The sequence below is a fragment of the Stenotrophomonas sp. FSL W7-1447 genome, from assembly GCF_037966425.1.
GTDB lineage: Bacteria > Pseudomonadota > Gammaproteobacteria > Xanthomonadales > Xanthomonadaceae > Stenotrophomonas > Stenotrophomonas pavanii.
In genome coordinates this window covers 2934622-2960410 of the sequence record NZ_CP150199.1, presented here as the reverse complement: position 1 = coordinate 2960410, position 25789 = coordinate 2934622, and the positions used below count along the sequence as shown (strand labels likewise).

The 25789-nt window shown below is 67.1% G+C and carries 22 protein-coding genes and 1 tRNA gene; 10 read left to right on the top strand and 13 right to left on the bottom strand.

Annotated features, from left to right (window positions below):
• Positions 1–7: 7 nt before the first annotated feature.
• From hutU to hutI, 4 genes are read right to left on the bottom strand one after another with little or no spacing between them, the layout of a single operon-like run.
• Positions 8–1675: a urocanate hydratase gene (gene hutU / locus NSQ78_RS13955; protein ID WP_064238818.1), complete on the bottom strand. Its 1668-nt coding sequence runs from the start codon at positions 1673–1675 to the stop codon at positions 8–10.
• Positions 1672–2526: an N-formylglutamate deformylase gene (gene hutG, locus NSQ78_RS13950; RefSeq protein ID WP_064238817.1), complete on the bottom strand. Its 855-nt coding sequence runs from the start codon at positions 2524–2526 to the stop codon at positions 1672–1674. The genes hutU and hutG overlap by 4 nt, the downstream gene beginning before the upstream one ends.
• Positions 2523–4064 (bottom strand): histidine ammonia-lyase, encoded by a 1542-nt coding sequence (hutH, locus tag NSQ78_RS13945; RefSeq protein ID WP_064238816.1) that lies wholly within the window; start codon positions 4062–4064, stop codon positions 2523–2525. The genes hutG and hutH overlap by 4 nt, the downstream gene beginning before the upstream one ends.
• Positions 4061–5284: an imidazolonepropionase gene (gene hutI, locus NSQ78_RS13940; RefSeq protein WP_064239665.1), complete on the bottom strand. Its 1224-nt coding sequence runs from the start codon at positions 5282–5284 to the stop codon at positions 4061–4063. Before hutI ends, hutH begins: the two co-directional genes overlap by 4 nt.
• Before the next feature lie 67 nt (positions 5285–5351).
• Between hutI and NSQ78_RS13935 the strand changes: the two genes are divergently transcribed.
• Both NSQ78_RS13935 and hutC read left to right on the top strand, forming a co-directional pair.
• Entirely contained in the window at positions 5352–6722 is a 1371-nt protein-coding gene (locus tag NSQ78_RS13935; protein WP_064238815.1) for a formimidoylglutamate deiminase, read from the top strand.
• A 28-nt stretch (positions 6723–6750) separates the two neighbouring features.
• A complete protein-coding gene (hutC, locus tag NSQ78_RS13930) occupies positions 6751–7479 on the top strand; it encodes a histidine utilization repressor (protein WP_049468988.1) in 729 nt (242 codons plus the stop codon).
• 101 nt (positions 7480–7580) lie between these two features.
• Here the strand turns inward: hutC and NSQ78_RS13925 are convergent, their stop codons facing one another.
• The 3 genes from NSQ78_RS13925 to NSQ78_RS13915 all read right to left on the bottom strand — a co-directional run bounded on the left by NSQ78_RS13925 (position 7581) and on the right by NSQ78_RS13915 (position 9696).
• Positions 7581–8612, bottom strand: coding sequence for a restriction endonuclease (locus NSQ78_RS13925; protein WP_064238814.1), 1032 nt, complete (start codon positions 8610–8612; stop codon positions 7581–7583).
• Between the two features lie 236 nt (positions 8613–8848).
• The gene (locus NSQ78_RS13920) at positions 8849–9340 is read right to left on the bottom strand and encodes a phasin family protein (RefSeq protein WP_064238813.1); all 492 of its coding nucleotides are present in this window, start codon (positions 9338–9340) and stop codon (positions 8849–8851) included.
• An 80-nt stretch (positions 9341–9420) separates the two neighbouring features.
• Positions 9421–9696 carry a polyhydroxyalkanoic acid system family protein gene (locus NSQ78_RS13915; RefSeq protein ID WP_005417302.1) on the bottom strand — a complete coding sequence of 92 codons (276 nt, stop codon included), beginning with the start codon at positions 9694–9696 and terminating at the stop codon, positions 9421–9423.
• Positions 9697–9822: 126 nt separating this feature from the next.
• Between NSQ78_RS13915 and NSQ78_RS13910 the strand changes: the two genes are divergently transcribed.
• The 4 genes from NSQ78_RS13910 (at position 9823) to aroA (ending at position 14603) form a co-directional block, all read left to right on the top strand.
• The gene (locus NSQ78_RS13910; protein WP_057493181.1) at positions 9823–10629 is read left to right on the top strand and encodes an FHA domain-containing protein; all 807 of its coding nucleotides are present in this window, start codon (positions 9823–9825) and stop codon (positions 10627–10629) included.
• Positions 10630–10882: 253 nt separating this feature from the next.
• Positions 10883–11968 carry a 3-phosphoserine/phosphohydroxythreonine transaminase gene (gene serC / locus NSQ78_RS13905; protein ID WP_064238812.1) on the top strand — a complete coding sequence of 362 codons (1086 nt, stop codon included), beginning with the start codon at positions 10883–10885 and terminating at the stop codon, positions 11966–11968.
• 51 nt (positions 11969–12019) lie between these two features.
• A complete protein-coding gene (pheA, locus tag NSQ78_RS13900; protein WP_049471406.1) occupies positions 12020–13219 on the top strand; it encodes a prephenate dehydratase in 1200 nt (399 codons plus the stop codon).
• Between the two features lie 76 nt (positions 13220–13295).
• A complete protein-coding gene (aroA, locus tag NSQ78_RS13895) occupies positions 13296–14603 on the top strand; it encodes a 3-phosphoshikimate 1-carboxyvinyltransferase (protein ID WP_064238811.1) in 1308 nt (435 codons plus the stop codon).
• A 174-nt stretch (positions 14604–14777) separates the two neighbouring features.
• Here the strand turns inward: aroA and NSQ78_RS13890 are convergent, their stop codons facing one another.
• Both NSQ78_RS13890 and NSQ78_RS13885 read right to left on the bottom strand, forming a co-directional pair.
• Positions 14778–15350 (bottom strand): energy transducer TonB, encoded by a 573-nt coding sequence (locus NSQ78_RS13890; protein ID WP_064238810.1) that lies wholly within the window; start codon positions 15348–15350, stop codon positions 14778–14780.
• A gap of 119 nt (positions 15351–15469) precedes the next feature.
• Entirely contained in the window at positions 15470–16108 is a 639-nt protein-coding gene (locus NSQ78_RS13885) for an energy transducer TonB (RefSeq protein WP_064238809.1), read from the bottom strand.
• 113 nt (positions 16109–16221) lie between these two features.
• Here NSQ78_RS13885 and serS point away from each other — a divergent pair, with 113 nt between their 5' ends.
• The gene (gene serS / locus NSQ78_RS13880; protein WP_049471400.1) at positions 16222–17502 is read left to right on the top strand and encodes a serine--tRNA ligase; all 1281 of its coding nucleotides are present in this window, start codon (positions 16222–16224) and stop codon (positions 17500–17502) included.
• 141 nt (positions 17503–17643) lie between these two features.
• Here serS and NSQ78_RS13875 read toward each other — a convergent pair whose 3' ends face one another.
• Together NSQ78_RS13875 and NSQ78_RS13870 are read right to left on the bottom strand one after the other, a co-directional pair.
• The gene (locus NSQ78_RS13875; RefSeq protein WP_064238808.1) at positions 17644–17994 is read right to left on the bottom strand and encodes a ligand-binding protein SH3; all 351 of its coding nucleotides are present in this window, start codon (positions 17992–17994) and stop codon (positions 17644–17646) included.
• Positions 17995–18216: 222 nt separating this feature from the next.
• Positions 18217–18804, bottom strand: a complete 588-nt coding sequence (locus NSQ78_RS13870) for an NAD(P)H-dependent oxidoreductase (RefSeq protein WP_049471397.1) — start codon at positions 18802–18804, stop codon at positions 18217–18219.
• Between the two features lie 127 nt (positions 18805–18931).
• Between NSQ78_RS13870 and NSQ78_RS13865 the strand changes: the two genes are divergently transcribed.
• A complete protein-coding gene (locus tag NSQ78_RS13865) occupies positions 18932–19924 on the top strand; it encodes a LysR family transcriptional regulator (protein WP_005410175.1) in 993 nt (330 codons plus the stop codon).
• A gap of 53 nt (positions 19925–19977) precedes the next feature.
• Here the strand turns inward: NSQ78_RS13865 and NSQ78_RS13860 are convergent, their stop codons facing one another.
• Positions 19978–21051, bottom strand: a complete 1074-nt coding sequence (locus NSQ78_RS13860; protein WP_064238807.1) for a DUF4241 domain-containing protein — start codon at positions 21049–21051, stop codon at positions 19978–19980.
• Between the two features lie 124 nt (positions 21052–21175).
• On the opposite strand from NSQ78_RS13860, the gene NSQ78_RS13855 reads away from it, so the two are divergent.
• Together NSQ78_RS13855 and NSQ78_RS13850 are read left to right on the top strand one after the other, a co-directional pair.
• A tRNA-Ser gene (locus tag NSQ78_RS13855) sits at positions 21176–21265 on the top strand.
• Positions 21266–21672: 407 nt separating this feature from the next.
• Complete coding sequence (locus NSQ78_RS13850; protein WP_064238806.1) at positions 21673–22872, top strand: hypothetical protein; 1200 nt, start codon at positions 21673–21675, stop codon at positions 22870–22872.
• A gap of 150 nt (positions 22873–23022) precedes the next feature.
• On the opposite strand, the gene NSQ78_RS13845 is transcribed toward NSQ78_RS13850, so the two are convergent.
• On the bottom strand, positions 23023–25776 hold the full coding sequence (locus NSQ78_RS13845) for a UvrD-helicase domain-containing protein (RefSeq protein ID WP_064238805.1): 2754 nt from the start codon (positions 25774–25776) through the stop codon (positions 23023–23025).
• Positions 25777–25789: the final 13 nt, after the last annotated feature.

Below are 25789 nucleotides of genomic sequence, written 5' to 3'. Positions count from 1 at the left end.
CCTGAGATCAGCCGAGGATTCCGGGCAGATCCAGTCCCTTTTCCTTCGCGCAGTTGATCGCGATTTCATAGCCCGCATCTGCATGGCGCATCACGCCGGTGGCCGGGTCGTTCCACAGCACGCGGCCAATCCGCTTGGCCGCCGCCTCGGTGCCGTCGCAGACGATCACCATGCCGGCGTGCTGCGAGAAGCCCATGCCCACGCCGCCGCCATGGTGCAGCGACACCCAGGTCGCGCCGCTGGCGGTGTTGAGCAGGGCGTTCAGCAGCGGCCAGTCGGACACCGCATCGGAACCGTCGGCCATCGCTTCGGTTTCGCGGTTCGGCGACGCCACGCTGCCGCTGTCCAGGTGGTCACGGCCGATCACCACCGGCGCCTTCAGTTCGCCGTTGGCCACCATCTCGTTGAAGGCCAGGCCCAGGCGGTCGCGGTCACCCAGGCCGACCCAGCAGATGCGCGCCGGCAGGCCCTGGAACTTGATCTTCTCGGCCGCCATGTCCAGCCAGCGGTGCAGGTGCGGGTTGTCCGGAATCAGTTCCTTCACCTTGGCATCGGTCTTGGCGATGTCTTCCGGGTCGCCGCTCAGCGCCGCCCAGCGGAACGGGCCGATGCCGCGGCAGAACAACGGGCGGATATAGGCCGGCACGAAACCGGGGAAGTCGAAGGCATTGGCCACGCCTTCCTCCAGCGCCATCTGCCGCAGGTTGTTGCCGTAGTCCACGGTCGGCACGCCCAGCGCGTGGAAGCCGAGCATGGCGCGGATGTGGTTGGCCATCGAAGCACGCGCTGCCTTTTCCACTTCCTTCGGTGCACTCACACGCTTCTCATCCCACTGCTCGACCGTCCAGCCCTGCGGCAGGTAGCCGTTCACCGGGTCATGCGCGGAGGTCTGGTCGGTCAGCAGGTCCGGCTTCACGCCGCGCTTGAGCAGTTCCGCCAGCACGTCGGCGACGTTGCCGAGCAGGCCCACCGATTTCGGCGTGCCGGCCTTGCACGACTCGTCGATCAGGCGCAGCGCTTCGTCCAGAGTGTCGGTCCAGGTGTCCAGATAACCGGTGCGCAGGCGCATGTCGATGCTGCTCTTGCGGCACTCGACGGCCAGGCAGGAGGCGCCGGCCATCACCGCGGCCAGCGGCTGTGCGCCACCCATGCCGCCGAGGCCGCCAGTGAACAGCCACTTGCCCGTCAGGTCGCCACCGAAGTGCTGGCGCCCCATTTCCACGAAGGTCTCGTAGGTGCCCTGCACGATGCCCTGCGCGCCAATGTAGATCCAGCTGCCGGCGGTCATCTGGCCGTACATGGCCAGGCCCTTCTTATCCAGTTCGTTGAAGTGGTCCCAGTTGGCCCAGCGCGGCACCAGGTTGGAATTGGCGATCAGCACGCGCGGTGCATCGGCGTGGGTGCGGAACACGCCCACCGGCTTGCCGGACTGCACCAGCAGGGTCTGGTCGTCGTCCAGGCGCTTGAGCGTTTCGACGATGGCATCGAAGCTCTCCCAGTCGCGCGCTGCACGGCCGATACCGCCGTACACCACCAGCTCCTGCGGGCGCTCGGCCACGTCCGGGTGCAGGTTGTTCATCAGCATGCGCAGCGGTGCCTCGGTCAGCCAGCTCTTGGCATTGAGCGTGGTGCCGGTCGGCGCGGCGAGGGTGCGGGACGGGTCGTTGCGGGTCATGCGGCGCTCCGGTTCGTAGCGAATTCAAGGCAGGCGTTGAGCACCTGCGCCAGGGTGTGGCGCAGCGGTGCGGCGTGGTCGGGGTCGAGCGGGGTGGGCCAGCTGTGTTCGTCCACCTGGTCCGGCAGCGGTTCGTGCATGTAGCCACGGCAGGCCAGCTCCATCTGCAGGCTGTGCACGCCGCCGGCGATGTTGCTGTAGTGGCGGGTGATCCAGCCGCCCTTGAAGCGGCCGTTGCGCACCTGGCTCATGCCGCTGATTTTCAGCAGGTTCTCCACCACGTCGCTCAAGGTGTTGTCGCAGGACGTGTCCGGCGCACCCGAGGGGCCGGCGGTGCCCAGGTTGAACTGCGGCAGCTCACCGTCGAACAGGTGCGGGATGTGCGAGCGGATCGAGTGCGCGTCGTACACCACCACGGTGCCGTGGCGCGCACGCAGGCGCGCGATCTGCGCAGCCAGGGCGTCGTGGTAGGGCAGGAAGTACGTATCGCGGCGGCGCGCGATTTCGGCCTCGTCCGGCTCGCGCCCGGCGTGGTACAGCGGCTGGTTGTCGAAGGTGGTCAGCGGGCACAGGCCGGTGGTGTTCTGGCCCGGATACAGCGACACGCCGCTGGGATCGCGGTTGAGGTCGATCACCGAACGCGAGATCGCCGAGCGCACCGTGGTCGCGCCCATGCCACGCACGAAGTCGTACAGCTCATGCACCCACCAGTCGGCGTCGCGGCGCGCCAGCCACGGCGAGTGGTAGTCGCCGATCAGGTCGTGCGGCAGCTCGCTGCCGGTATGCGGGAAGCTGACGATCAACGGCGCATCGCCCTCGTGCACCGTCAGCCAGTCGGGATGGGCGTTCATGCCTGCGGTTCCACGGTCGGCAGGAGCTCGGCCAGGCCCTGTGCCAGTGCGCCACTGCGCACCAGGTTCGTAGCGGTCACCATGTCCGGATGGAAGTAGCGGTCTTCCTCCAGCGTCGGCACCTGTGCACGCAGGATGGCGCGCACGGCTTCCAGCGCGGCACTGGAGCGCAGCGGGCCGTGGAAGTCGCAGCCCTGTGCGGCGGCCAGCAGCTCGATGCCGATCACGTTGGCGGCGTTCTCGGCCATCTGCATCAGGCGGCGTGCACCGTGCGCGGCCATCGAGACGTGGTCTTCCTGGTTGGCCGATGTCGGGATCGAATCAACGCTGGCCGGGTAGGCCCGCTGCTTGTTTTCCGAGACCAGCGCTGCGGCAGTCACCTGCGGAATCATGAAGCCGGAATTCAGGCCCGGGCGCGGGGTCAGGAACGCCGGCAGGCCGGACAGCGCCGGGTCGACCAGCATCGCCAGGCGGCGCTCGCTGATCGAACCGATCTCGCACACCGCCATCGCCAGCATGTCGGCCGCGAAGGCCACCGGCTCGGCATGGAAGTTGCCGCCGGACAGCGCTTCACCGGTATCGGTGAACACCAGCGGATTGTCGGAGACGCCGTTGGCTTCGATTTCCAGCGTGGTCGCGGCCTGGCGCAGGATGTCCAGCGCCGCGCCCATCACCTGCGGCTGGCAGCGCAGGCAGTACGGGTCCTGCACGCGCACATCGTTGTCGCGGTGCGATTCGCGGATCTCCGAGCCCTGCATCAGCGCGCGCAGCGTCGCGGCGGTAGCGATCTGCCCGCGCTGGCCGCGGATGGCGTGGATGCGGGGGTCGAACGGCGTGTCGGAGCCCTTGGCTGCTTCCACCGACAGCGCGCCGGTGATCAGCGCGGCCTGGAACGCGGTCTCGATCTCGAACAGGCCGGCCAACGCATACGCGGTGGAGAACTGGGTGCCGTTGAGCAGCGCCAGGCCTTCCTTCGCGCCCAGTTCGATCGGCTGCAGGCCGGCACGTGCCAGCGCATCGGCCGCCGGCACGCGCTCGTCACCGATGAAGGCTTCACCTACGCCCAGCATCACGCTGGCCAGGTGCGAGAGCGGCGCCAGGTCGCCCGAGGCACCCACCGAGCCCTGCGCGGGTACCACCGGCAGCACGCCCTTGACCAGCATCGCTTCCAGCAGCAGCAGCGTTTCCTCGCGGATGCCCGACGCACCCTGCGCCAGGCTGACCAGCTTCAGCGCCATCATCAGGCGCACCACGCTGGCCGGCATCGGCTCGCCCACGCCGGCGGCATGCGAGAGCACGATGTTCCGCTGCAGGGTAGCCAGGTCCTCGCGCTCGATGCGCACGCTGGCCAGCTTGCCGAAGCCGGTGTTGATGCCATACACCGGCGCGCCCTTGGCAACGATGGCGGCGACGGCCGCCGCGCTGGCGCGCACCACCGGCAGCGCGGCCGGGTCGAGCGCGAGCGGCGCACCGCGATAGACCTGCCGCCACTGGGCAAGCGTGACATGGCCGGGGCGAAGAACCAGGGTGTTGCTCATGTGTTGCTCCAGGAGGCAGGCAGGTCGGGCTGGCCGCGCACCACGCGCGCGTGCAGCGGGTTGAATCCAATGCGATAGACCAGGTCGGCGGGCGCGTCGATGTCCCAGATCGCCAGGTCGCAGTCCAGGCCCACGGCCAGGCGGCCGATGCGCTCGCCATGGCCCAGTGCGCGCGCCGCTTCACGGGTGAAGCCGGCAATGCACTCATCCACGGTCAGGCGGAACAGGGTGGCGCCCATGTTCATCGCCAGCAGCGGGCTGGTCAGCGGCGAGGTGCCCGGGTTGCTGTCCGTGGCCAGCGCCAGCGGCACGCCGGCCGCACGCAGCGCGGCGATCGGCGGCAGGGTGGTATCGCGGGTGAAATAGAAGGCACCGGGCAACAGCACGGCGACAGTGCCGGCCGCCGCCATCGCGGCGATGCCGGCATCGTCCAGATGTTCGATATGGTCGGCCGACAGTGCGCCGACGCTGGCCGCCAGTTCGGCGCCGTGCTGGTTGCTCAGCTGCTCTGCGTGGATCTTCACCGCCAGCCCGTTGGCGCGCGCTGCTTCGAAGACCTGCCGCGCCTGCGCCGGCGAGAAGGCGATGTTCTCGCAGAACACGTCCACCGCTTCGGCCAGGCCTTCGGCGGCGATGGCCGGGATCATCACGTTGCAGACCTCGTCGGTGTATTCCTGCGCCTCGCGGCGTGGCGGAACCGCGTGTGCGCCGAGGAAGGTGGTCACCACGTTGACCCGGCATTCCTCGCCCAGCGCACGCGCCACCTGCAGCTGCTTGCGCTCGTCGGGCAGGGTGAGGCCGTAGCCGGACTTGATTTCGATCGTGGTCACGCCCTCGGCGCGCATCGCCAGCAGGCGCGGCCGGCTTTCGGCGGCCAGCTGTTCCGGGGTGGCAGCGCGGGTGGCGCGCACGGTGGAGACGATGCCGCCGCCGGCACGGGCGATCTCGGCATAGCTGACGCCCTGCAGGCGCTGCTCGAATTCGTTGGCGCGGTTGCCGGCGTAGACCAGGTGGGTGTGGCAGTCGATCAGGCCCGGCGAGATCCAGCGGCCTTCACCGTCGATGCGGGTGGTCGGTTGCAGATGGCCACCGCTACCTGCCGGGCCGACGTGGACGATGCGGCCGTCGGCGCAGGCCAGCACGCCATCGCGGATGACACCCAGCCCTTCCCCCTCGAGGGTGATCAGGTGGACGTTGGACCAGAGGGTATCGACGTGCATGGCATCCACAACGCGGCTGTGCTTATATGTCTATACAATATAGGCGTCCATTTCGGGTTGTCCAGCCATGTCCGATTCGCGTTCCACGCACTGCTTCCATGCCGCCCATGCCCTGTTGGCCGACGGCTGGGCCCGTGATGTCCGCCTGCAGGTGCAGGATGGCCGCATCGCGGCGATCAGCGCGGGGCAGGGCGCCCAGTACGGCGACACCCGGGTCGGCATCCTGGTGCCGGGCCTGCCCAACCTGCACAGCCACGCGTTTCAGCGTGGCATGGCCGGCCTGACCGAGATCGGCGGCGGTGACGGTGACAGCTTCTGGAGCTGGCGCGAGCTGATGTACCGCTTCCTCGCCCATCTGCGCCCGGACGCGGTGCAGGCCATCGCCGCCCAGGCCTATATGGAAATGCTGGAAAGTGGCTTCACCCGCGTCGGCGAATTCCATTACCTGCACCACGACGCCGAGGGCCACGCCTATGCCAACCGCGCCGAAATGAGTGCACGGATCGCGGCGGCAGCCGAGCAGACCGGCATCGGCCTGACCCTGTTGCCGGTGTTCTACGCGCATGCCGATTTCGGCGGCGCGGCACCGAATCCCGCACAGCGTCGCCTGATTCACGACGTGGAGGGCTTCGCACGGCTGCTGGACGCCGCGAAGCCGGCATTGGCCGTGCTTCCCGACGCGGTGCTTGGCATCGCACCGCACAGCCTGCGCGCGGTCACCGGCGAGGAACTGAGCGCGCTGCTGCCGCTGGCTGACGGCCCGGTGCACATCCATATTGCCGAGCAGGTGCGTGAAGTCGAGGCCTGCCTGGCCTGGAGCGGCCAGCGCCCGGTGCAGTGGCTGTACGACCATGCGCCGGTCGATGCACGGTGGTGCCTGGTGCATGCCACCCACATCACCGATGACGAGCGCGCGGCCATCGTGGCCAGCCAGGCCGTGGCCGGTCTCTGCCCGATCACCGAGGCCAACCTGGGCGACGGCCTGTTCCCGATGCAGGCGTTCGCACGCGAGGGCGGGCGCTTCGGTGTCGGCTCCGATTCCAATGTGCTGGTCGATGCGGCTGAAGAACTGCGTCTGCTCGAGTACGGCCAGCGCCTGGCCCTGCGCGGGCGCAATGTACTGGCGCCGGATGCCACCCGCAGCAGCGGCCGCTTCCTGTTCGAAGGTGCATTGCACGGTGGCGCACAGGCGCTGGGCGTGGCCGCTGGCCTGCAGGTCGGCGCCAGCGCCGATCTGGTCGAACTGGATGCCGCGCACCCGGCGCTGCAGGCGCGACAGGATGACGCATGGCTTGACAGCTGGGTGTTCGCCGCACGTAATGGCGCGCTGCGATCAGTCTGGCGCCATGGCCGTCAATGCGTGGCCGAAGGCCGCCACCTGCAGCGCGAGGCGATCACCAGCGCCTTCGCCGCCGCCCTGCGTGGCGTGCTGGGCTGATCGCCTCCCGACGCCGAGACCCCATCACGTGAAGGCCAGCAAGTCCGCCACGCTCAACCAGCGCATCCGCAGCGATCTGGAAAGCCGCATCCTCAGCGGAGAGTGGGCGCCGGGCTTCCGCATACCGTACGAGCACGAGCTGATGGAGCAGTACGGTTGCTCACGGATGACGGTGAACAAGGTGCTGACCGCACTGGCCGAGAGCGGCATGATCGAGCGCCGTCGTCGTGCGGGTTCCTTCGTGGCGCGTCAGCCGCCGCACCTGGAACAGGTGGCGCTGGAGATTCCCGACATTGCGATGGAGGTCGGTTCGCGCGGCCATCAGTACGCCTATCGCCTGCTGCAACGGGAACTGCGCCTGGCCGATCCCGGCAATGCCGGCGAGGTAGAGCTGGCGGGCCGCGAGAAACTGCTGGCGATGCGCTGCCTGCATCTGGCCGACGGCCGCCCGCTGGCGCTGGAGCATCGGCTGATCAGCCCGGTGGGGGTGCCCGAGGTGCTGGAGGTCGATTTCACTACCACCGCGCCGGGCAGCTGGCTGCTGCAGAACGTATCGTGGACCCGCGCCCAGCACCGCATCAGCGCCTGGGGTGCGGACACTGCTACCGCCAGGCTGCTGGACGTGAAGCCCGGTACCGCCTGCCTGGTGATCGAACGCCTGACCTGGCGTGGCGAACAGCCGATCACCCGCGTGCGCCAGATGTTCCTCGGCGACGCCTGGGACCTGGTCGCGCGCTTCGCGCCGGGGGCTCGGTAGGGGCGTATCCACGCATGGCGTGGAACGACCAAATCCCGGTTGGGATTACGTGATGGGTGAGAACCTTCGGTCGATCCACGCCATGCGTGGATGCTGCCCCATCAATACGTAGCGCACTGCCGCCAGCGCACCGGCTCGTCCACACCGGGGCGGGCATTGAGCTGGATGCGCACGTTGCGCAGGGCGGGGTAGTGCAGCACTTCCTCGCAGACCAGCGGCCACACCGCGTCCAGTTCGCCGGTGCGGTTGATCGCCAGCGTCTGCCGGGTCAGCCAGACGCCGCTGGCGATGCCGGGCTTGCCAGCCAGGGCGCGGGCCAGATCGGCCTGGTAGCGATCCAGGGTGGCCGCATCCGGGTTGGGATTGCTGCGTGGGTCGGCCGCCGGCGGGGCCACATCCTGCGGCGACGAGGTCGCGGTGGCGGGCGTGCTCGGGGATGCTACGGGCGCAGGTGCAGCGGTAGCGGCCGGAGCAGGGGCCGGCGCTGGCACTGGCGCTGACACCATCGATGCGTCGGCCGTGGGTGCGGCGTCGTCCACGCGCAGGCCCTGCAGGCCCAGGCCGACCAGCAGCCCCAGCGTGACTGATCCCAGGCCGGCGATGGCGATGCGGCGCAGGGCTTCATGCCGGGCAGTGGCGCGCACACGCATTTCTATGTCACCCGGCAGGTAGGGCTGCAGCAGCGGCCACAGGCGCGGGCCGTCCAGTACCTCGACCGCCTGCTTCTCGGCAGCTGCCCGGCCATCGCGCTCGATCCGGCCTTCCGTGAGCAGTACGCCACCTTTCGCACCGGCCAGGCGCGCGGCCGCCCCCAGTTCGTTCACTGCGGCAGTGCCGATACGGTAGGCCAGGCCGTGCTTGCATGACACCAGCCACTGGTTGGGACCGTCGCTGAGCAGGAAGTCGCTGCTCGGCTCGCGGGCATCTTCGGCCGGATCGACCAGCTCGCGCAGGCCACGCTGCTCGCGCAGCATGCGCTTGACGAGTACCGAAAATTCGCGCCAGTGCATCCCCGCCAGGGCCTGCAGGCCAAGTTGCATCTCCTTCTGCCGCCGCTTGATCCACCACAGATAGACCACGGCCAGGGAACAGGTAAGCAGGGCCGACAACAGGGCCAGGATCCAGGGGAGCATGCAGGAGTAGGGCGGAAGGGGCGAAAGCGGAGAACGACAGTGTAAAGGCCGCAGTGCCCGGCTGGGTCAGGATGTTCCTGACAGGAAGCGTGATGGAGCACGCAGAACTGTATACGGCGGGCACGAAAAACCCGCCAATCCTGAAGCCGTGAGGGGAGGGAACAAACGGCAGCCGAAGCGATTGGCGGGTTGCTCGCGATTGTCAATCAAAATTTATTGCATTGCAACAATTGCGCTCAGGGAATGCTGTCCGGCGACTGATGGCTGCCCGGTGCAGGGGCGTCGGTACCCGACGCTGCCCGGTTTTCCAGCCTGGCCAGGCGCGCGTGCAGGGCATCGATGCGGGCTTCGAGCGCGGTGACTTCGTCGGCCGTGGGCACATGCAGCCGCTTGAGCACGCCCTGCACCTGGTCATCGAAGGCCTTCTCGACCTTGTTCCAGGTGCCCGAGGCCTTTTCGCGGGCTTCATCCAGGGACGATTCCACGTTGTCGCGCCAGCCAGGGTCCTGTTCGCTGCTGCGTTCACGGCGGCGGGCTTCCCAGGCTTCGCCTTCCTTCACCAGGCCATCAAAGAAGCGGCTGCCTTCGGCCTGGGCGCGGCCGAGGGCGCCCAGCCCGGCCAGCCAGACCTGCTGCGCCGAGTCGCTGAGCTTGCGCGAGAAGCGCTCGGCCTGGTCACCGAAAGAGGCGTCGTCGTTGCGGCGGTCGTCGTTCTCGTAGTGGTTCATCGCACTTCCCGTGGGAGTTGGGCCTGCCCCGAGAGTAGCGCGCGGTGGCGTTGCACGGCCGTGATGGCCGCCGCCAGGATTCAGCCCAGCTTTTCCTTCAGCACGCGCTGGATCTCGCCTTCGACCATGCCCTTCATTGCCGACAGCAGGAAGCCCAGCTTGGCGGTCACGCGCACAGCGCCCGGCTGCAGTTCGATCGCGCCGTCCACGCCGCTGCCGGAGAAGTTCAGCACATCGGCGGTCCAGGACGACTTCAGGCCGAAGCGCTCGGACAGCTTGGCGGCGACCTGTTCGATCGCGGCGCGCGCCTGTGCGTCGGGCAGGGCGTGGGCGTGGCGGACATCGATGGTGGACATGCAGGCTCCTGGCGCTGGGCGGGGATGATCAGAGAGGGGCGAGCATTGTGCGCATCGGGGGCGTCCGCGCCAAGCACTCATCGCAGGTTCTTCTTCGTTGGCGGCCAACCTGCTAGGCTGCGCCGCGTGCAGAACCTGCTTGTTCACTTCAGTCAACAACAACAGCCCGACCAGCCGCTGCGGCCCGGGGTGCAGCGCATCGTGCGCCAGGCCAACGGCAGCGTGCGGCTGGGCGATGCCGGTCACGGCGCGCTGTTGCTGGCGCAGTTCTGCATGGACGATCGCGGCCTCTGGCTGCAGGTCGGCAACGGTATCCGCGGCATCCACGTGAACGGTCGGCCGGTGCGCCGGATGGCGCTGTTGCGTGCAGGCGATGCGGTATACGTGGATGGTGTGGAGATGGTCCTGCAGGGCGAGGTCGAGAGCCTGCTGCAGGCGCCTGCGCCGAACAACGATGACGGCAGCGACGAGCAGCAGCGGCTGCTGCGCGGCGTCGGTGGACTCCACCATGGCCGCAGTTTCACCCTGTCGCGGGCCCGCCTGATCGGCCGCGGCAACGACGCCGACATCGCCATCGACGATCCGGCTTTCGCCGAACAGCATGCGCGGGTGGAAGTGCACGGCGAGCGCGTACTGCTGCGCGACCTCGGCAGTGCCGACGGCACCCGCGTCAATGGCGTGGCCGTGCGCCATTGCTGGCTGCAGGCCGGCGACCAGGTGGTGTTCGATGGCCAGCACCGTTTCGTGCTGGAAGTGCCGCACGACCCGCGGCGGCGGTCGCAGCCGGTCGAGGACGACGCCAGCCACGAGGCCGAGCAGGCGCCAGTGATGCCGGCTGCGCCACGCAAGGTCCGGCGCTGGCCGTGGCTGCTGGTCAGTGCGCTGCTGCTGGCCGCACTGCTCAGCCTGCTGCTCTGGTTCGGCGCGCGCTGATCTGAACCGACCGGGCATGGCCTGTGCGCCACCGGGACGGCGTTCATTTCCCCGCTCTTGGTGGGTGCCGACCTTGGTCGGCACGCTCCTCCGGTGACCATGACGCCTGACAGCGTACGCCGACCAGGGTCGGCGGCTACCGGCGTCATGCTGGCGGGCGATGGATTCCAATGAAACCAAATTTCCCTTGCCACACAAGGCCGCAAGGCTGGTGCACTGCGGCATACTAGGGGTCTTGCCCCACAGGTGTGACATGACGCGCGCGTTCAACTTCAGTGCCGGCCCTGCAACCTTGCCGGAATCGGTCCTGCGCCAGGCGCAGGCGGAAATGCTGGACTGGCACGGTAGTGGTGCCTCGATCGTGGAAATGAGCCATCGCGGCGCGGAATTCATGTCCGTGGCCGCCGAGGCCGAGGCCGACCTGCGCCGCCTGCTCGATATCCCCGACGACTACGCGGTGCTGTTCCTGTCCGGTGGTGCCACCACCCAGCAGGCGCTGATCCCGCTCAACTTCGCCCGCCCCGGCCAGCGCGCCGACTACGTGGTCAGTGGCCATTGGGGAAAGACTGCGGTCAAGCAGGCCGGCATCTACGTCGACGTCAACATTGCCGCCAGCAGCGAGCCCGACGGCTACCGCATGCTGCCGCCCCGCGCCGACTGGCAGCTCTCGCCCGACGCCGCCTATGTGCACATCACCGCCAACGAGACCATCCACGGCGTCGAGTTCCGTGATGCGCCGGATACCGGCGATGTGCCGCTGGTGGCGGACTTCAGCTCGTCCATCGCCAGCGAGCCGCTGGATGTACGCCGCTACGGTGTGATTTATGCCGGCGCGCAGAAGAACCTGGGCCCGGTCGGCATCGCAGTGATGATCGTCCGCCGCGATCTGCTCGAGCGCACTGGCCAGCCGCGCGCGGACATCTTCGATTACCGCTCGCACGTCGCCCGCGATTCGATGCTCAACACCCCGCCGACCTGGAACTGGTACCTGGCCGGCCTGGTGTTCAAGTGGATGCTGGCCGAAGGCGGCGTGGCCGAATTCGCCAGGCGCAATGCCGCCAAGGCGGCACTGGTGTACGGCGCCATCGACGGCTCTGGCGGCTTCTACCGCAACGAGGTCGCGCATGCGGCACGCTCGCGGATGAACATCCCGTTCTTCCTGCCCTATGCCGAACTGGATGCCCGTTTCGTCGCCGAAGCCAAGGCCGCCGGCCTGCTGGCGCTGAAGGGGCACAAGGTGGTCGGGGGCATCCGTGCCTCGCTGTACAACGCCATGCCGCTGGCCGGGGCCGAGGCGCTGGTCGCTTTCATGGCCGATTTCCAGCAGCGTCACGGTTGAGCAATGAACGGCGCGCACCGTCGGGTGCGTGCCCCGCAACAAGGAATTCCGATGGCAAGCAGCAAATCGAGCAAGAAGGCGCCGAAGAAGGCCGAACCGGCCAAGGACAGCGCGCCCACCAAGGCGAAGGGCAAGGCCAAGGCCGCCTCGAACCCGGCGCCGACCCTGGCGCCGCTGGCGCTGGCCGATGTGCGCTCGAAGATCGACCAGATCGACCGCGACATCCAGAGCCTGATCGCCGAGCGCGCGCGTTTCGCCCACCAGGTCGGCAAGGCCAAGGGCAAGCTCGCCGCCGCTGTCGACTACTATCGCCCCGAGCGCGAAGCGCAGGTGCTGCGCATGGTGGTGGACCGCAATGAAGGCCCGCTCAGCGACGAGCTGCTGGTGCATGTCTATCGCGAGATCATGTCGGCCTGCCTGGCCCAGCAGGAGCCGCTGAAGATCGGCTACCTCGGCCCGGAAGGCACCTTCAGCCAGCAGGCCGTGCTCAAGCACTTCGGCCGCTCGGCGCTGGGCCTGCCGATGGCCAGCATCGAAGAGGTGTTCCAGGAAGTGGAAGCGGGCAACGCCGATTTCGGCGTGGTGCCGGTGGAAAATTCCGGGCAGGGCACCATCCAGATCACCCTGGACATGTTCCTGACCTCCAACCTGAAGATCTGTGGCGAAGTGGAACTGCGCGTGCAGCAGTTCCTGATGTCGCGCAGCGGCCGCATCGAGGACATCGAGCGCATCTACGCACATCCGCAGTCGTTCATGCAGACCTCGGCCTGGCTGCGCGCCAACCTGCCGAAGGCCGAAAAGATCCCGGTGTCGAGCAACGCCGAGGGTGCGCGTCGCGCGCGCAACGCCGACGACGCGGCTGCCATCGGCGGCGAGAGCGCCGGCCACGTGTATGGCCTGAAGAAGGTGGTCACCAAGCCGATCCAGAACGATGCCGACAACACCACCCGCTTCCTGGTGGTGGGCCGCAACATCTTCCCGACCTCCGGCCACGACCGTACGTCCGTGCTGGTGTTCATCCATGACAAGCCCGGTGCGCTGTTCGACGTGCTCAGCCCGTTCGCCCGCCATGGCATCAGCATGAACCGCATCGAGTCACGGCCGTCGCACCACGGCAAGTGGGAGTACGGCTTCTTCATCGACCTGGCCGGCCATATCGATGACGCGCCGATGCAGGCGGCACTGGCCGAACTGGAAGCGCACTCGGCACAGATCAAGGTGCTGGGCTCCTATCCGGTGGCCGTGCCCTGAGTGCTGCTGCGGTGGTCCTGGCCGCCGCTCCCTGATGCATCGCCGGCGTTGCCGGCGTTTACGGAATGATCGAACGATGAGCAACGCGCAACACTGGATCGCCCGCAAGGGCCAGCCGCTGCAGGGCAGCCTGACCATTCCCGGCGACAAGTCGGTCTCGCACCGCTCGGTGATGTTCGCCGCACTGGCCGATGGCACTTCGCATATCGAGGGCTTCCTGGAAGGCGAGGACACCCGCGCGACGGCGCGCATCTTCAGCCAGCTGGGGGTGCGCATCGAAACCCCCAGCCCGTCGCAGCGCATCGTGCATGGCGTCGGCATCGACGGCCTGAAGGCGCCGGATGCACCGCTGGATTGCGGCAATGCCGGCACCGGCATGCGGCTGCTGGCTGGCCTGCTGGCCGGGCAGGCGTTCGACTGCACGCTGATCGGCGACGAGTCGCTGTCCGGCCGCCCGATGCGTCGCGTCACTGGCCCGCTGTCGCAGATGGGCGCAAGGATCGATACCCAGGACGACGGCACACCGCCGCTGCACGTGCATGGTGGCCAGACGCTGCACGGCATCGACTTCGCCTCGCCGGTGGCCAGCGCACAGATCAAGTCGGCCGTGCTGCTGGCCGGCCTGTACGCGCAGGGCGAAACCCGCGTGGTGGAACCACACCCGACCCGCGACTACACCGAGCGCATGCTGTCCGCGTTCGGCGTGGACATCGAGTTCTCGCCGGGCAAGGCCCGCCTGCGGGGCGGCCAGCGCCTGCGCGCCACCGACATCGTGGTGCCGGCCGATTTTTCCTCGGCCGCGTTCTACCTGGTCGCCGCCAGCATCATTCCCGGTTCCGAGCTGCGCCTGAAGCAGGTCGGCCTGAACCCGCGTCGCACCGGCCTGCTGCACGCGCTGCGCCTGATGGGGGCGGACATCTCCGAAGAGAATCTGGCCGAGCAGGGCGGTGAGCCGGTGGCCGATCTGGTGGTGCGCTACGCCCCCCTGAAGGGCGCGCGTATTCCCGAAGCACTGGTGCCCGACATGATCGACGAGTTCCCGGCGTTGTTCGTGGCCGCCGCCGCTGCCGAGGGCCAGACCGTGGTCAGCGGCGCGGCCGAACTGCGGGTGAAGGAATCCGATCGTCTTGCCGCGATGGCCACTGGCCTGCGCGCGCTGGGCATGCAGGTGGACGAGACCGAAGACGGCGCCACCCTGCACGGCGGCGTGCGCCTGGGCAGCGGCACCATTGAAAGCCACGGTGATCATCGCATCGCCATGGCGTTTGCCATTGCTGGACAGATCAGTGAGGGCGAAGTGCGCATCAACGACATCGCCAACGTCGCCACCTCCTTCCCGGACTTCGACGGCCTGGCCCGCAGCGCCGGGTTCAACCTGGCCTGAGCGGCATCGCGGCCGCCGGGCCATGCCCGGCGGATCGCATTGCCCGGTAGGTGCCAACCTGGGTTGGCACGCTCACATCGCCCGGTAGGTGCCAACCTTGGTTGGCACGCCTCTCCAGCTAAAAGGACGGAGGCCGAAGCCTCCGTCTAAACATCACGAACCCCTCGTCCGCGATCAACGCTGCTCGGTACGGAAATCCACCGGGACCCGCACCACACTGGCCACTGCACGGCCCTCATGCATCGCCGGCTGGAACTTCCAGTTCTGCACGGCGCTCAACACAGCGCGATCCAGGTCACGGCTGCGCTCGCCGGTGCGCGAAACGATCGCTGCACGGGTGACCTGGCCGCGGGTATCGACATTCAGGCTGGCGATCACGCTGCCCTGGACGCCATTGCGCAGTGCGGCGGCGGGGTAGGTCGGCTTGATGTTGCCCGCCAGCGGACGTGCCTCGCGATTGCGCACGGCAGGAGCGGGCTGGCGCGGGTCGCTGGCCGGCGCGGCCTGGCGGGCGGCGGGCGCCTGCGTGTCGGCCACCGGCGCCTGTTCGGGCGTGGGCAGCATGCGCTCGCCGACCGGTGCAGGTGCTACGTCTTCCGGGTTCGCGTGACGCAGCCAGAGCAGGGCGGCGGCAAACATCGCCACGATCAGCGCGATCCACATCCAGGGCGACGTGGTCCTGTGCTGCGGGCCGGATTCCTGCTGCAGCTGCGGCGAGTGAAGGTCTTCGTGGGTGGTGGCGGTCATCGCAAACTCCTTCCGTCAATGGACGACGGGCAGAGTGTTGCGCGGGGCGGCGGCGACAAGTGTCAGCGTTGCGTCAACGTCACCGGCAGGGTTCAGTTTGCCTGCCGGGAAACGTTCAGTTACTGGGTCTTGAAGTCGAACGGCACTTCAATGCTGCCCGGTACGGGCTGGCCGTTGCTCTGCGCCGGGGTGAAGCGCCAGCGCCGCACGGCATCGGTCGCGGCGCGGTCGAGCTCGCGTGAGCCGCTGCGCTGGATCACGGTGGCATTGTTCGGATAGCCGGTGGCATCCACGTCCACGCGTACCACCACGCTGCCCGTCTCGCCCGCGCGCAGGGCGGCGGCCGGATAGGTCGGCGGCGGCGACTGGCCGGCAATCGGCATCGGCTGGCTGTTGCCGGTGGTGGCTGGCGCAGGGGTCGGCGCGGCCGGGGCCGGTTCAGCGATGGGCGCCGGCGGCGGCGGGGCGGTTTCGACCAGCTTCGGGGCGTCTTCCTCGACCGGGGCCGGCTTGGCATCGGGCATGTCGCTGGAACCGGCAGCCGCCGCCAGCGGTTCGGGCAGCGGCTGGACCTGCGCGGTCTCCTGCGGGGTCTGCGCGGCCGGGTCGGCGCGGAAGAACTCCTTGTCGCGACCGGTCAACCACACCAGTACGAACAGCAGCACGCCCACGCCGAAGGCGATGCCGGCGATCTTCAGGGCGTTGCGCGGGATATGCACAGTGAACGACTTGGAGGACGACGAGCGGGGTGCAGACATGGACCGGACCAGTACGGAATGGCTCGATTCTGCCACGGCGGGAATGAACCGGGCGGCAGAAATCCGTATAACAGGCGATAATCCCGTTCCTGACACCCACCACGACACCTGCCATGCTTGATCCAGCCCTGCTCCGCCACCAGCCCGCCGACCTCGCTGAACGCCTGCGCACCAGCCGCGGCTTCGAGCTCGACGTGTCTGCCCTGGAGGCCCTGGAGGCGGATCGCAAGCGCATCCAGGTGCGGACCCAGGAACTGCAGAGCCTGCGCAACAGCCGCTCCAAGGCCATCGGCCAGGCCAAGGCCAAGGGCGAGGACGTCTCGGCGATCATGGCCGAGGTCGCTGCCTTCGCCGACGAGTTGAAGGCCTCGGAAGTGGCGCTGGACGAGCTGCGCGAGAAGATCGAAGCGATCTCGATGGGCATTCCGAACCTGCCGGCCGATGACGTGCCGGCCGGTGCCGACGAGAACGACAACGTCGAGCAGGCGCGCTGGGGTACCCCGCGCCAGTTCGATTTCAAGGTGCTCGACCACGTCGAACTGGGCGCCCGCAACGGCTGGCTGGACGGCGAGACCGCGGCCAAGCTGTCCGGTTCGCGCTTCACCGTCCTGCGCGGCCCGATCGCGCGCCTGCACCGCGCTCTGGCCCAGTTCATGGTCGACCTGCACACCGGCGAGCACGGCTACGAGGAAACCAACGTGCCGCTGCTGGTCAACGCCGATTCGCTGCGCGGCACCAGCCAGCTGCCGAAATTCGAGGACGACCTGTTCAAGACCGCCGTGGGCGACTCCACGCGGTACCTGATCCCGACCTCGGAAGTGCCGCTGACCAACATCGTGCGCGACGAGATCGTGGACGCCGAGCGCCTGCCGCTGCGCATGACCGCCCACTCGATGTGCTTCCGTGCCGAGGCTGGCAGCGGTGGCCGCGACGTGCGCGGCATGATCCGCCAGCACCAGTTCGAGAAGGTCGAGCTGGTCTCGATCAGCCGCCCGGAAGACAGCGACGCCGAACACCAGCGCATGACCCGGTGCGCCGAAGTGGTGCTGGAAAAGCTGGGCCTGCCGTACCGCAAGGTGCTGCTGTGCACCGGTGACATGGGCTTCTCGGCAGTGAAGACCTACGACCTGGAAGTCTGGCTGCCGTCGCAGGAAACCTACCGCGAGATTTCCTCGTGCTCGAACTGTGGTGACTTCCAGGCCCGCCGCATGCAGGCGCGCTGGCGCAACCCGGCCACCGGCAAGCCGGAGCTGGTGCACACGCTGAACGGCTCGGGCGTGGCCGTCGGCCGCGCGATGATCGCAGTGATGGAGAACTACCAGAACGCCGACGGCAGCATCACCGTGCCGGAAGCCCTGCGCCCGTACATGGGTGGCCTGGAAACCATCGCCTGATTCCCTGACCGGGTAGGTGCCATGCTTGCGTGGCACCGCATCCACGCATGGCGTGGATCTACTGGAGGATGTTGCACGCGCCCGGCATGAATTCGCCGATGCCACAGTAGATCCACGCCATGCGTGGATGAACCACCGTGATCATTCCACAGCGCGCAGCTTCTCCAGCGGCACCCATCCCGGTTCGCCGGTCTCCGGCACGCACCATGCCCAGCCATTGAGCGTGCGCATCCCGCGCAGCACCTGCCCTGGATCCACATCCAGCTCCCGCGCGCAGTAATCCTGCGTGGCAAACGCGCCACCCTGCGCATCGCGGCCGATCACCGGCGCCGGCACGAATCCGGGTTGCTGCCCCTCGGCCTCGCACAGGAACCAGTCGTCCCAGCCCTCCGGGCCTTCATGGCGTTCGCCCACTACCAGTGCCTGGCCGCGGCTAAGTGTGATCGGTTCCGGAAATTCGCTGCGGTGCGCAGCCGTCACGATGTAATCCATCGCCCCAGCCTACCGTTCTGGTGAGCGCCGCGCATGGCACGGATTCCACGCACGCGTGCAGCAGATCCACGCCATGCGTGGATGGCGCAGACCCCAGGCCGGACGCCACAAAAAAACGGCCCCGCAAAGCGGGGCCGCCAGGGTGGGCCAGGAGGGGGAGGGGATCCAGGCCCGCGTTCAGCGCCCAGACGAGGAGAGAGGGGCGCCGAACGTTGGAACGCGTTACGCAGCGACGGCTTCGGCCGCTTCGTGCGACGGCAGTGCTGCCAGTGCACCGGCGATGGCGTCCTCGCGGTGCTGCGGCGAGTAGGCGATGCCCTCGGCGCGCACGAACTCGACCTCGTTGATGCCCATGAAGGCGAACACCTGGCGCAGGAACGGCTCCTGGAAGTCGGCCGGCGAGTCGGTGTAGATGCCGCCTCGACTGCTGGCGATGATCACCCGCTTGCCACCGGCCAGGCCCACCGGGCCGTTCTCGGTGTACTTGAAGGTGCGGCCGGCCACGGCCACGCGGTCGATCCAGGCCTTCAGCGTGGACGGGATGCTGAAGTTGTACATCGGCGCGCCGATCACCACGATGTCGGCCTCCAGGAACTGCTGCATCACCTGTTCAGCATCGGTCGCCTCGGCGGCGTCGGTCTTGGCCAGCGAGCTGCTGCGCAGGTGCGGTACCGGATTGGCGTCAAGATCGCGATAATCGACCTGCAGGCCATCGATCTGGCCGGTGAAACGGGCGACCACGGCGGCCGACAGCTGCCGCGAGACGGAGTTGTCGCCAAGCACGCTGGCGTCGAGATGCAGAAGCTTCATGGCAGTCACCTATGTTCTGGGAGGAAGGGGCGGGGGTGCCCCGCCGACGGAGAGAACGATAGGTTGTTGCAAAGGCGGAATAAAGGTGGTTGAATGCCACGTATTGTTCTAGATATGGAACTCGGGCATGCATGACCTGAATGATCTGTACTACTTCGCGATGGTGGTCGACCACGGCGGGTTCGCCGCTGCCGAGCGCGCGCTGGGTATTCCCAAGTCGCGACTGAGCCGCCGCATCAGCCAGCTGGAAACCGACCTGGGCGTGCGCCTGCTGCAGCGCTCCACGCGCCGTTTCGCGGTCACCGACGTCGGCACCAGCGTGCACCGCCATGCGCAGACGATGCTGGCCGAGGCCCAGGCCGCGCGCGAAGTGGTGGACCGCCTCAGTGCGGAACCGCGCGGCGTGGTGCGCGCCAGCGTGCCGGTGTCACTGGCGCAGATGCAGCTGCCCAAGCTGCTGCCCAAGTTCCTGGAGCAGTACCCGAAGGTGCGGCTGCAGCTGAACATCAGCAACCGCCGCGTGGACATCATCAATGAAGGCTACGACGTGGCCCTGCGCGTGCGTTCGCGCCTGGACGATGACGGCAGCCTGGTGATGCGCAGCTTCGGCCAGGTGCAGGAACTTCTGGTGGCCAGCCCGAAGTACCTGGACCGCGCCGGCCGCCCCAAGGACCCGGAAGAGCTGACCCAGCACGTCACCCTCAGCATCAGCGAAGACGAAGCCCGCCAGCGCTGGGAGCTGCATGGCCCGGAAGGCGAAGTGCGCCGGGTCGACCTGCAGCCGCGCGTGGCCGGCTTCGACTTCCCCCTGCTGCAGAGCATGGTGAAGGACGGTTTCGGCATCACCATGCTGCCGGAAACCGTGTGCGCCGACGCCGTGCGCAACGGCGAGCTGGAAGTGGTGCTGCCGGACTGGTCGCTGCCGCAGGGCGTATGCCACGCCGTGTTCGCCTCGCGCCGCGGCCTGCTGCCGGCGGTGCGCGTGTTCATCGACTTCCTGGCCGAGCACCTGCCGCCGCAGCTGGAGGCCTCGCGCCTGGATTGCGGTGGCGCCTGTGAAAAGGCCAAGGAGCGGATCAAGGCCAGTGCACTGGGTGCGCTGGCGGTGGATGCCGGCTGAGAGAGCTGAACGGTAGCGCCGGGCCATGCCCGGCGTTGCTGTTTTCCAGCTGATCAGTTCCGGCCGAACAGCCGGTCCCAGAAACTGCGGCGTCGCGCTGCGGCCGGTGGCGGTTCGGCCGCAACGACCGGCGCTTCCAGCACCGCCATCAACTCTGCGCTGCGTGGCTTCTTCAGGAACCGCGCGTAGTCCAGATAGCCGGTCACCTTGCTCATGTGCAGGCGCTCGGGCATCGCCGGCAATGCGCCGCCCTGTAGCAGCACCCGCAATGCCTGCGGGCGGTCCAGGCGGATCGCCTCGTACAGGGCGGTGCCGCCGCAGCCCGGTTCGATCTGGTTGGCGCGCTGCGGCGCATCCTTCAGCAGGTCCTGCAATGCCTCCGTGTCGTCTCGTTCGACGGCGGCCACCAGTCGTGCCAGCGCCTCGGCTTTTGCAGCTGGCAGGTTGTCGCGATAGGCCTGGTCGGCAATCTCGCGCTCGTCGCGCCCATCGCCACCCTCGATGCACAGGAAATCGGTGACCAGGGCGACCGGAATGCCGGACGTATCCAGCGCCCAGTAGCTGGGATAGACGCCGTCGCCCCAGCCGCTGGTGAACACCACCAGGCCGTGCGGCGAGTCCTCCCCCCAGGGGCGGTACTCGGCGCCTTCGTCCAGGCCATCGTGGTCGATCAGTGCATCCGACCATTCACTCTCTTCGTCGCCATCGGCCTGTTCGATCAGGGCCAGCAGCGCCTGCTGGGTGTCGGTATCCATGAAACAACCGATGCCGGCGTCGACCGGGTAGCCGATGAAGCTGTCCTCATCCAGGCCGGTCAGGTCCTGCGTGGTCCAGCGCGCCATCTGCCAGTGCAGGGCGGTCGCGGCAAGAGCTTCGCGGGGCTTGAACCAGACCACGGCCAACGCCGGGCGGCCGCTGTGCACGATGATTTCGACCGGGTGCCGGCCCAGCGGGGCGGTGTAGTCGGCCAGCGCAGGCGCCTCGGCCTGGACCAGCGGATCGCAGACCACCAGCTGCCCGCTGCTGACCGGCAGGTGCCCGGCGAAGGTGCGGTGCAGGGCCAAAGCGGCCAGCTGGGTATCGTCCAGCAGGCAGGTGCGCAGGTTGGCCAGATCGAGATGGGCCATGGCGGCTCCGGGTGCGGTGAAGGCCCCCACCGTGCCGGATGCGAAGGGCAGGGGCAAGGTGGTCTTGGGCAAACGCCCTTCACGTGCGAGAATACGCCGCTGCCCGGGCGACCGGGACCCGATTGGAGAGATGGCCGAGCGGTTTAAGGCACCGGTCTTGAAAACCGGCGAAGGGTTAAACCTTCCGTGGGTTCGAATCCCACTCTCTCCGCCAATTTCAAAAAGCTCCTGGGGATAGGAGCTTTTTCGTTTCTGCGCAATCTGCTGCCGAATCCAGCCTTGCAGCTCGGATTGCATTCACAGTGCCCGCGACCAATGCGAATGGAGCGCGGAAAGCGGCTGGCCCTGATCTTGCCGTGTTGGGTGCACAAGCGGGCGCCGCGCGTTTCAATCGCTCGTAGATCGAAGAAATTTCTCTGGCTGGCGCGTTCGAATGACCCGTTCGCCTGGCCGAAGAACGAGGGCTGCCGGCTGTCTCCCGGAATGTCGGCCGCGCTTGCGACGCTTGGGTCTGCATGCGGTGGTTCGAGTTGGGCGATCCGACTGACTACAACCAATGGCACGGGCACTGCCTGTTGGCGTTTCGTAGCGTGAAAGCGCTTTCGCCATTGGATCTATTGAATGAATGCATGGGTGCTGCGCACTGTTCTTCTTTGTTTTCCACTGCAAGCCATTGCTGGCAGTGGTACTGAAAAGCCCGATCCGTCACGAGTGATAATATTGGGCGTCGACCATGCAGCTCAATTGGTTTCATCCAATGACAGTCCGGCAATGCTGGCGGCCTTCTTGGATCGTGCGCAACCCGACGCGATCTGTATCGAGCGGTCTCCGGAGGCCTTTGCTCGGAACGACTACTACGAATTCACCTATGAAGTTCAGGATGTGATCGTGCCCTTCGCCCGCGCCAGGGGCGTGGATCTGTGCCCAATAGACTGGGCGCCTCCGTCAGAAGACGCCAAGCTTGGCTTTGGCACCGATCTGGAAGCAATTCCGCAGGTGCGCCCTGATCAGGGTTTTCAGGGCTTCCTGTCATTCCCACGCCCGGCACAGCTGAACAGAGATATTTTCCACGCGGATACCGAGGTTAACCTTGCCAAGGTTACCCAGTGGGCTGTGACCCCCTCAAAGCGAGCAAAAGATGACCTGCCACGTCGCTTATACCTCTATCGAACCTACTTGCAGGCGAAGAGAGTGGCCGCAGCTGCGAAGGCGCGGCCTGGTGGCACCATCGTTGTAGTTGTCGGCGAGTTCCACAAGCGTGATATAGAAGCCGTTCTTTCTGATGACGACAGCATTCTTCTGGTACAGCCCACTGCCATCGGTAGACCGAGCGATGCCCAACGGGCTGCGGCGAATCGCGATGCGTACCGGTATGCAATCGCCAGCTTCAATCTACTGGGCGTTCAGGCCGGCACCGGGAATATCAACTATGCGTTTGTTGATGAAGCGGTAGCAGCGCTGGCGCAGAGCACGCCAAGCGCCGAGGTTGATCTGTATCGCACCAGGCTGGATCTGCTCCGTAAACGCATAACCTCAGAGCAAGCCGTCGAGCGATACAGAACGATCGCAACGGCTGCTGGAGATGCGCGTTTCAGCTGGACAGGCGTAAGTGACAACCAGCGTGTCGATTCCTATTTCGACCCCTTCGGTAATCTGAGTGTGAGGCAAAGAGCACTTCTTGAAGCTGCTCGAGAGCTTGGCGGCAGCACGCGCATGGTTGAGGCCGAGGCGATCGCTGGCACGATTGCCAACGAGCTTGACCCAGCTAAGTCGCGCCAATTCCAAGCGTACTTCGAGCGTTACATCAGATCTGGACGCTAGAAGCGCGGATGCTCGAGAACGACCTCTGGAGGCGTCTTCCAAAACACCACAACTGCCAGAACGACTGAACGCATCGTGGTCTCCTTACGCTGACCAACGCCCCGATCCACTCAGGGCGTGAATTACTGGGCGGCGAGGAAACCTGCAGCCTCACCCACGCCGCCCACCCTTCGGCTTGTTATGGCACAACGGATAACTCGAGCACGACCGGAAGGCCCCGTGCGGCCCATTGCGGTCCACGAACACGCCCACCTTGCACACCGGGCAGCGCTCTTCGTGGATGGCCGCGCCTGAAATCGCGGTCACTTCCACTGCTCCGTCCTTCACCAGCTCATCCAGGAACGGCGAGTGCCTGCCCTGCAGGGTGAACATCGCAACCGACCGTCGCGCCCGCGTCAGCGCGACATAGAACAATCGCCGTTCTTCGCTCAGTGGATAGGTATCCCCGTCCGGCATTGCCAGCGAAAGCACCGGGTCATCCGCACGCAGGCTCGGGAAGCTGCGGTTGATCATTCCCAGCAGGATCACGTAGTCCGCCTCGCGCCCCTTCGATCGATGGACAGTCAGGAACTCGACGTCCATCGTGCTGCCGAAGGCGGTCTTCCAATCCAAAGGCATCGCGCTGCGGTCCGCGCGATACCGCCCCAGAACGAATACAGTCACGCGCCCGTTGCGGCCCTGCGGCACTGCACCTGACAGCAGTTGCTGGTGCAGCGTCGCAAGGTACTGGCGAACGCCATCCTGCACCTCCTCACGCCGGTTCACCTGGAACGCCTGCAGCACCAGACCCATTGCCGGCGCAGCAGAACGGACCTTCTTGCCGATCTGCGCAGGGTTGCGGCTGATGAAGCGGCTGGAAACATCGCACAGTGCCTGCGGGCAGCGGAACGTCTGCTCCAGTTTCAGCACCTGGCCATGCCCCATCCACTCGCGGAATCCGGTCATCACCGAAACGTCGGCACCAGCGAAGCGATTGATCGACTGCCAGTCATCGCCCACCGCAAACAGATGGCGGCCCGGTTGGCTGACCAGCGCACGGCAGAGGCGCGCACGGGCGCGCGAGGCATCCTGGAATTCGTCGGCCATCACCAGATCGTAGGATGATTCATAGTGGCCCTGTTCCAGCAGCCCGGCGGCCATGTTGAGCATGTCTTCGAAATCGAGGCTGCGCTCGTCAGCCAGTGCATCGTCCCAGGCCTGGAAAACCGGACCGGCGATCTCCAGGAAACGCCGGTAGCGTTCCTTGAACTGATCCTCAGGCATCTGCCGCAGGCGTGCGGCCATGTCATCCAGCGTCAGGCAGTTGCTCTTGGCATGCGCAATGAAGGTGCGCATCAGGCCAATCAGGTCTGCATCCGGCATCGGCTTGGCGTCCTGGTCAGGCAGCTCGCGGTCCGGGTTCGGGTCGAGTTCGACACCAGACGCACCCAGCCGCTCCGCAAGATCCTGCAGCGCATGTCCACTGCGCAGGCCAAACGAGGTCGTCTCGACCAGGGCAGTGCCGCGCGCCATATGCTGCTGGTGCTTCCAGTGCATCCCTTCGCTGTAATCGGCAAAGTGCGGCGGCGGCTGGCCATCGGCATCCAGCGCGAAGTGCTCGTGATACAGCCGGGCGTCCGGGTAGTAGAAGTCCGGACGATACTGGCGGTGGGTGTCTGTCGCGGTATCGAACTCGTAGCGGCGCTCGTAGTCATACGCCACGCCGTTGTAGAACAGCCAGTCGGCGATGACGCACTCTTCCAGGCTCTTCACCCGCTCGCCCTGCAGGGTACGCATGTAGGGCGCACCATCGCGGTCGTAGCCATCGGCCATCATGTCGGCACCCAACGGCGGCAGATCGCGTCCGAACACCAGGCGGAACATGTCCCACTGGGTGCGGAAGTGGGTCGAGCGGTCCTTCAGGTCGTCCACCAGTTCAGCCAGCTTGTTGAAGCCCAGCGTCGCGTCGATCGCCCATTCCGGGATATCAGGCTTGCGTCCCGTGGCTTTGGCGATGATGGCCAGACCGAGGGCGTGGAAGGTCCGCGCCTCGACCACGATGTCGCCCATGCCGAGCCGATCGAAGCATCGTCGCGCGCGCTCCTCCAGTTCGTTCGCGGCGTCCTTGTTGAAAGCGAGCATCACGATCCGTTCGGGCTCCACGAAGCCGCGATCGATGGCATAGGCGGCCTTGGCGACCATCGTAGAGGTCTTGCCAGAGCCGGCTGCGGCCACGACCTGCACCCGGTTGTCGAAGCAGATGACGGCGCGGGCCTGTTCCTCGGTCAGTGGCCTGCTCTCGACCCGGTCCAGGAAGGGCTTGGCCAGCCCCAGTTCGCGGGTCGCCATTGCCTCATTCGCGTCCGCCCACAGGGCGGGCCAATCCAGCTGCCAGTCGTGCAGCGCGTCGAGCGCCATGCGGTGGCCGGGCGCGTGCAGGTCGTCGTGCACCTCCTCGTCGAGGAACAGCTGCTCCAGCTCGGCGGGCGGCAGGGGCAGGGTGGGGCGGTCGGCCAGCAACGCCTGCTGCTGTTCGTGGGTGATCCAGCGGCGTCCGGTGGTGCCTCGGTCGGTAAGCGTGTCTGCCTCGGCCAGCCACGCCTGGATCTGCGCCAGAACGCGCTCAAACAGTGCCTTGCGCCCCCTCCTGGAGCGCGCGAAAAGCACATGCTGCACGGCAGCCGCAAGCCGGGAGCCCTGGCTGTTGGGCAGCCCATCCACGGACAGTGCTTCACCGCGCTCGGTCGTCAGTTCGACCCGGGACCAGAGCACGCCGCGAACGACCCGCACGCTGTGTTCGTTCGCCACATGCAGGTGGTAGTGCCTGCCGTCGATCAAAAGCGCGAGCTGTTCGCCATCCAGCCGCAACTGCCAGTCCGGCGAGCGGGTCACACGCTGGCCCCAGCCCGAGGGGCGCCATTCCATAGACATCCAGATA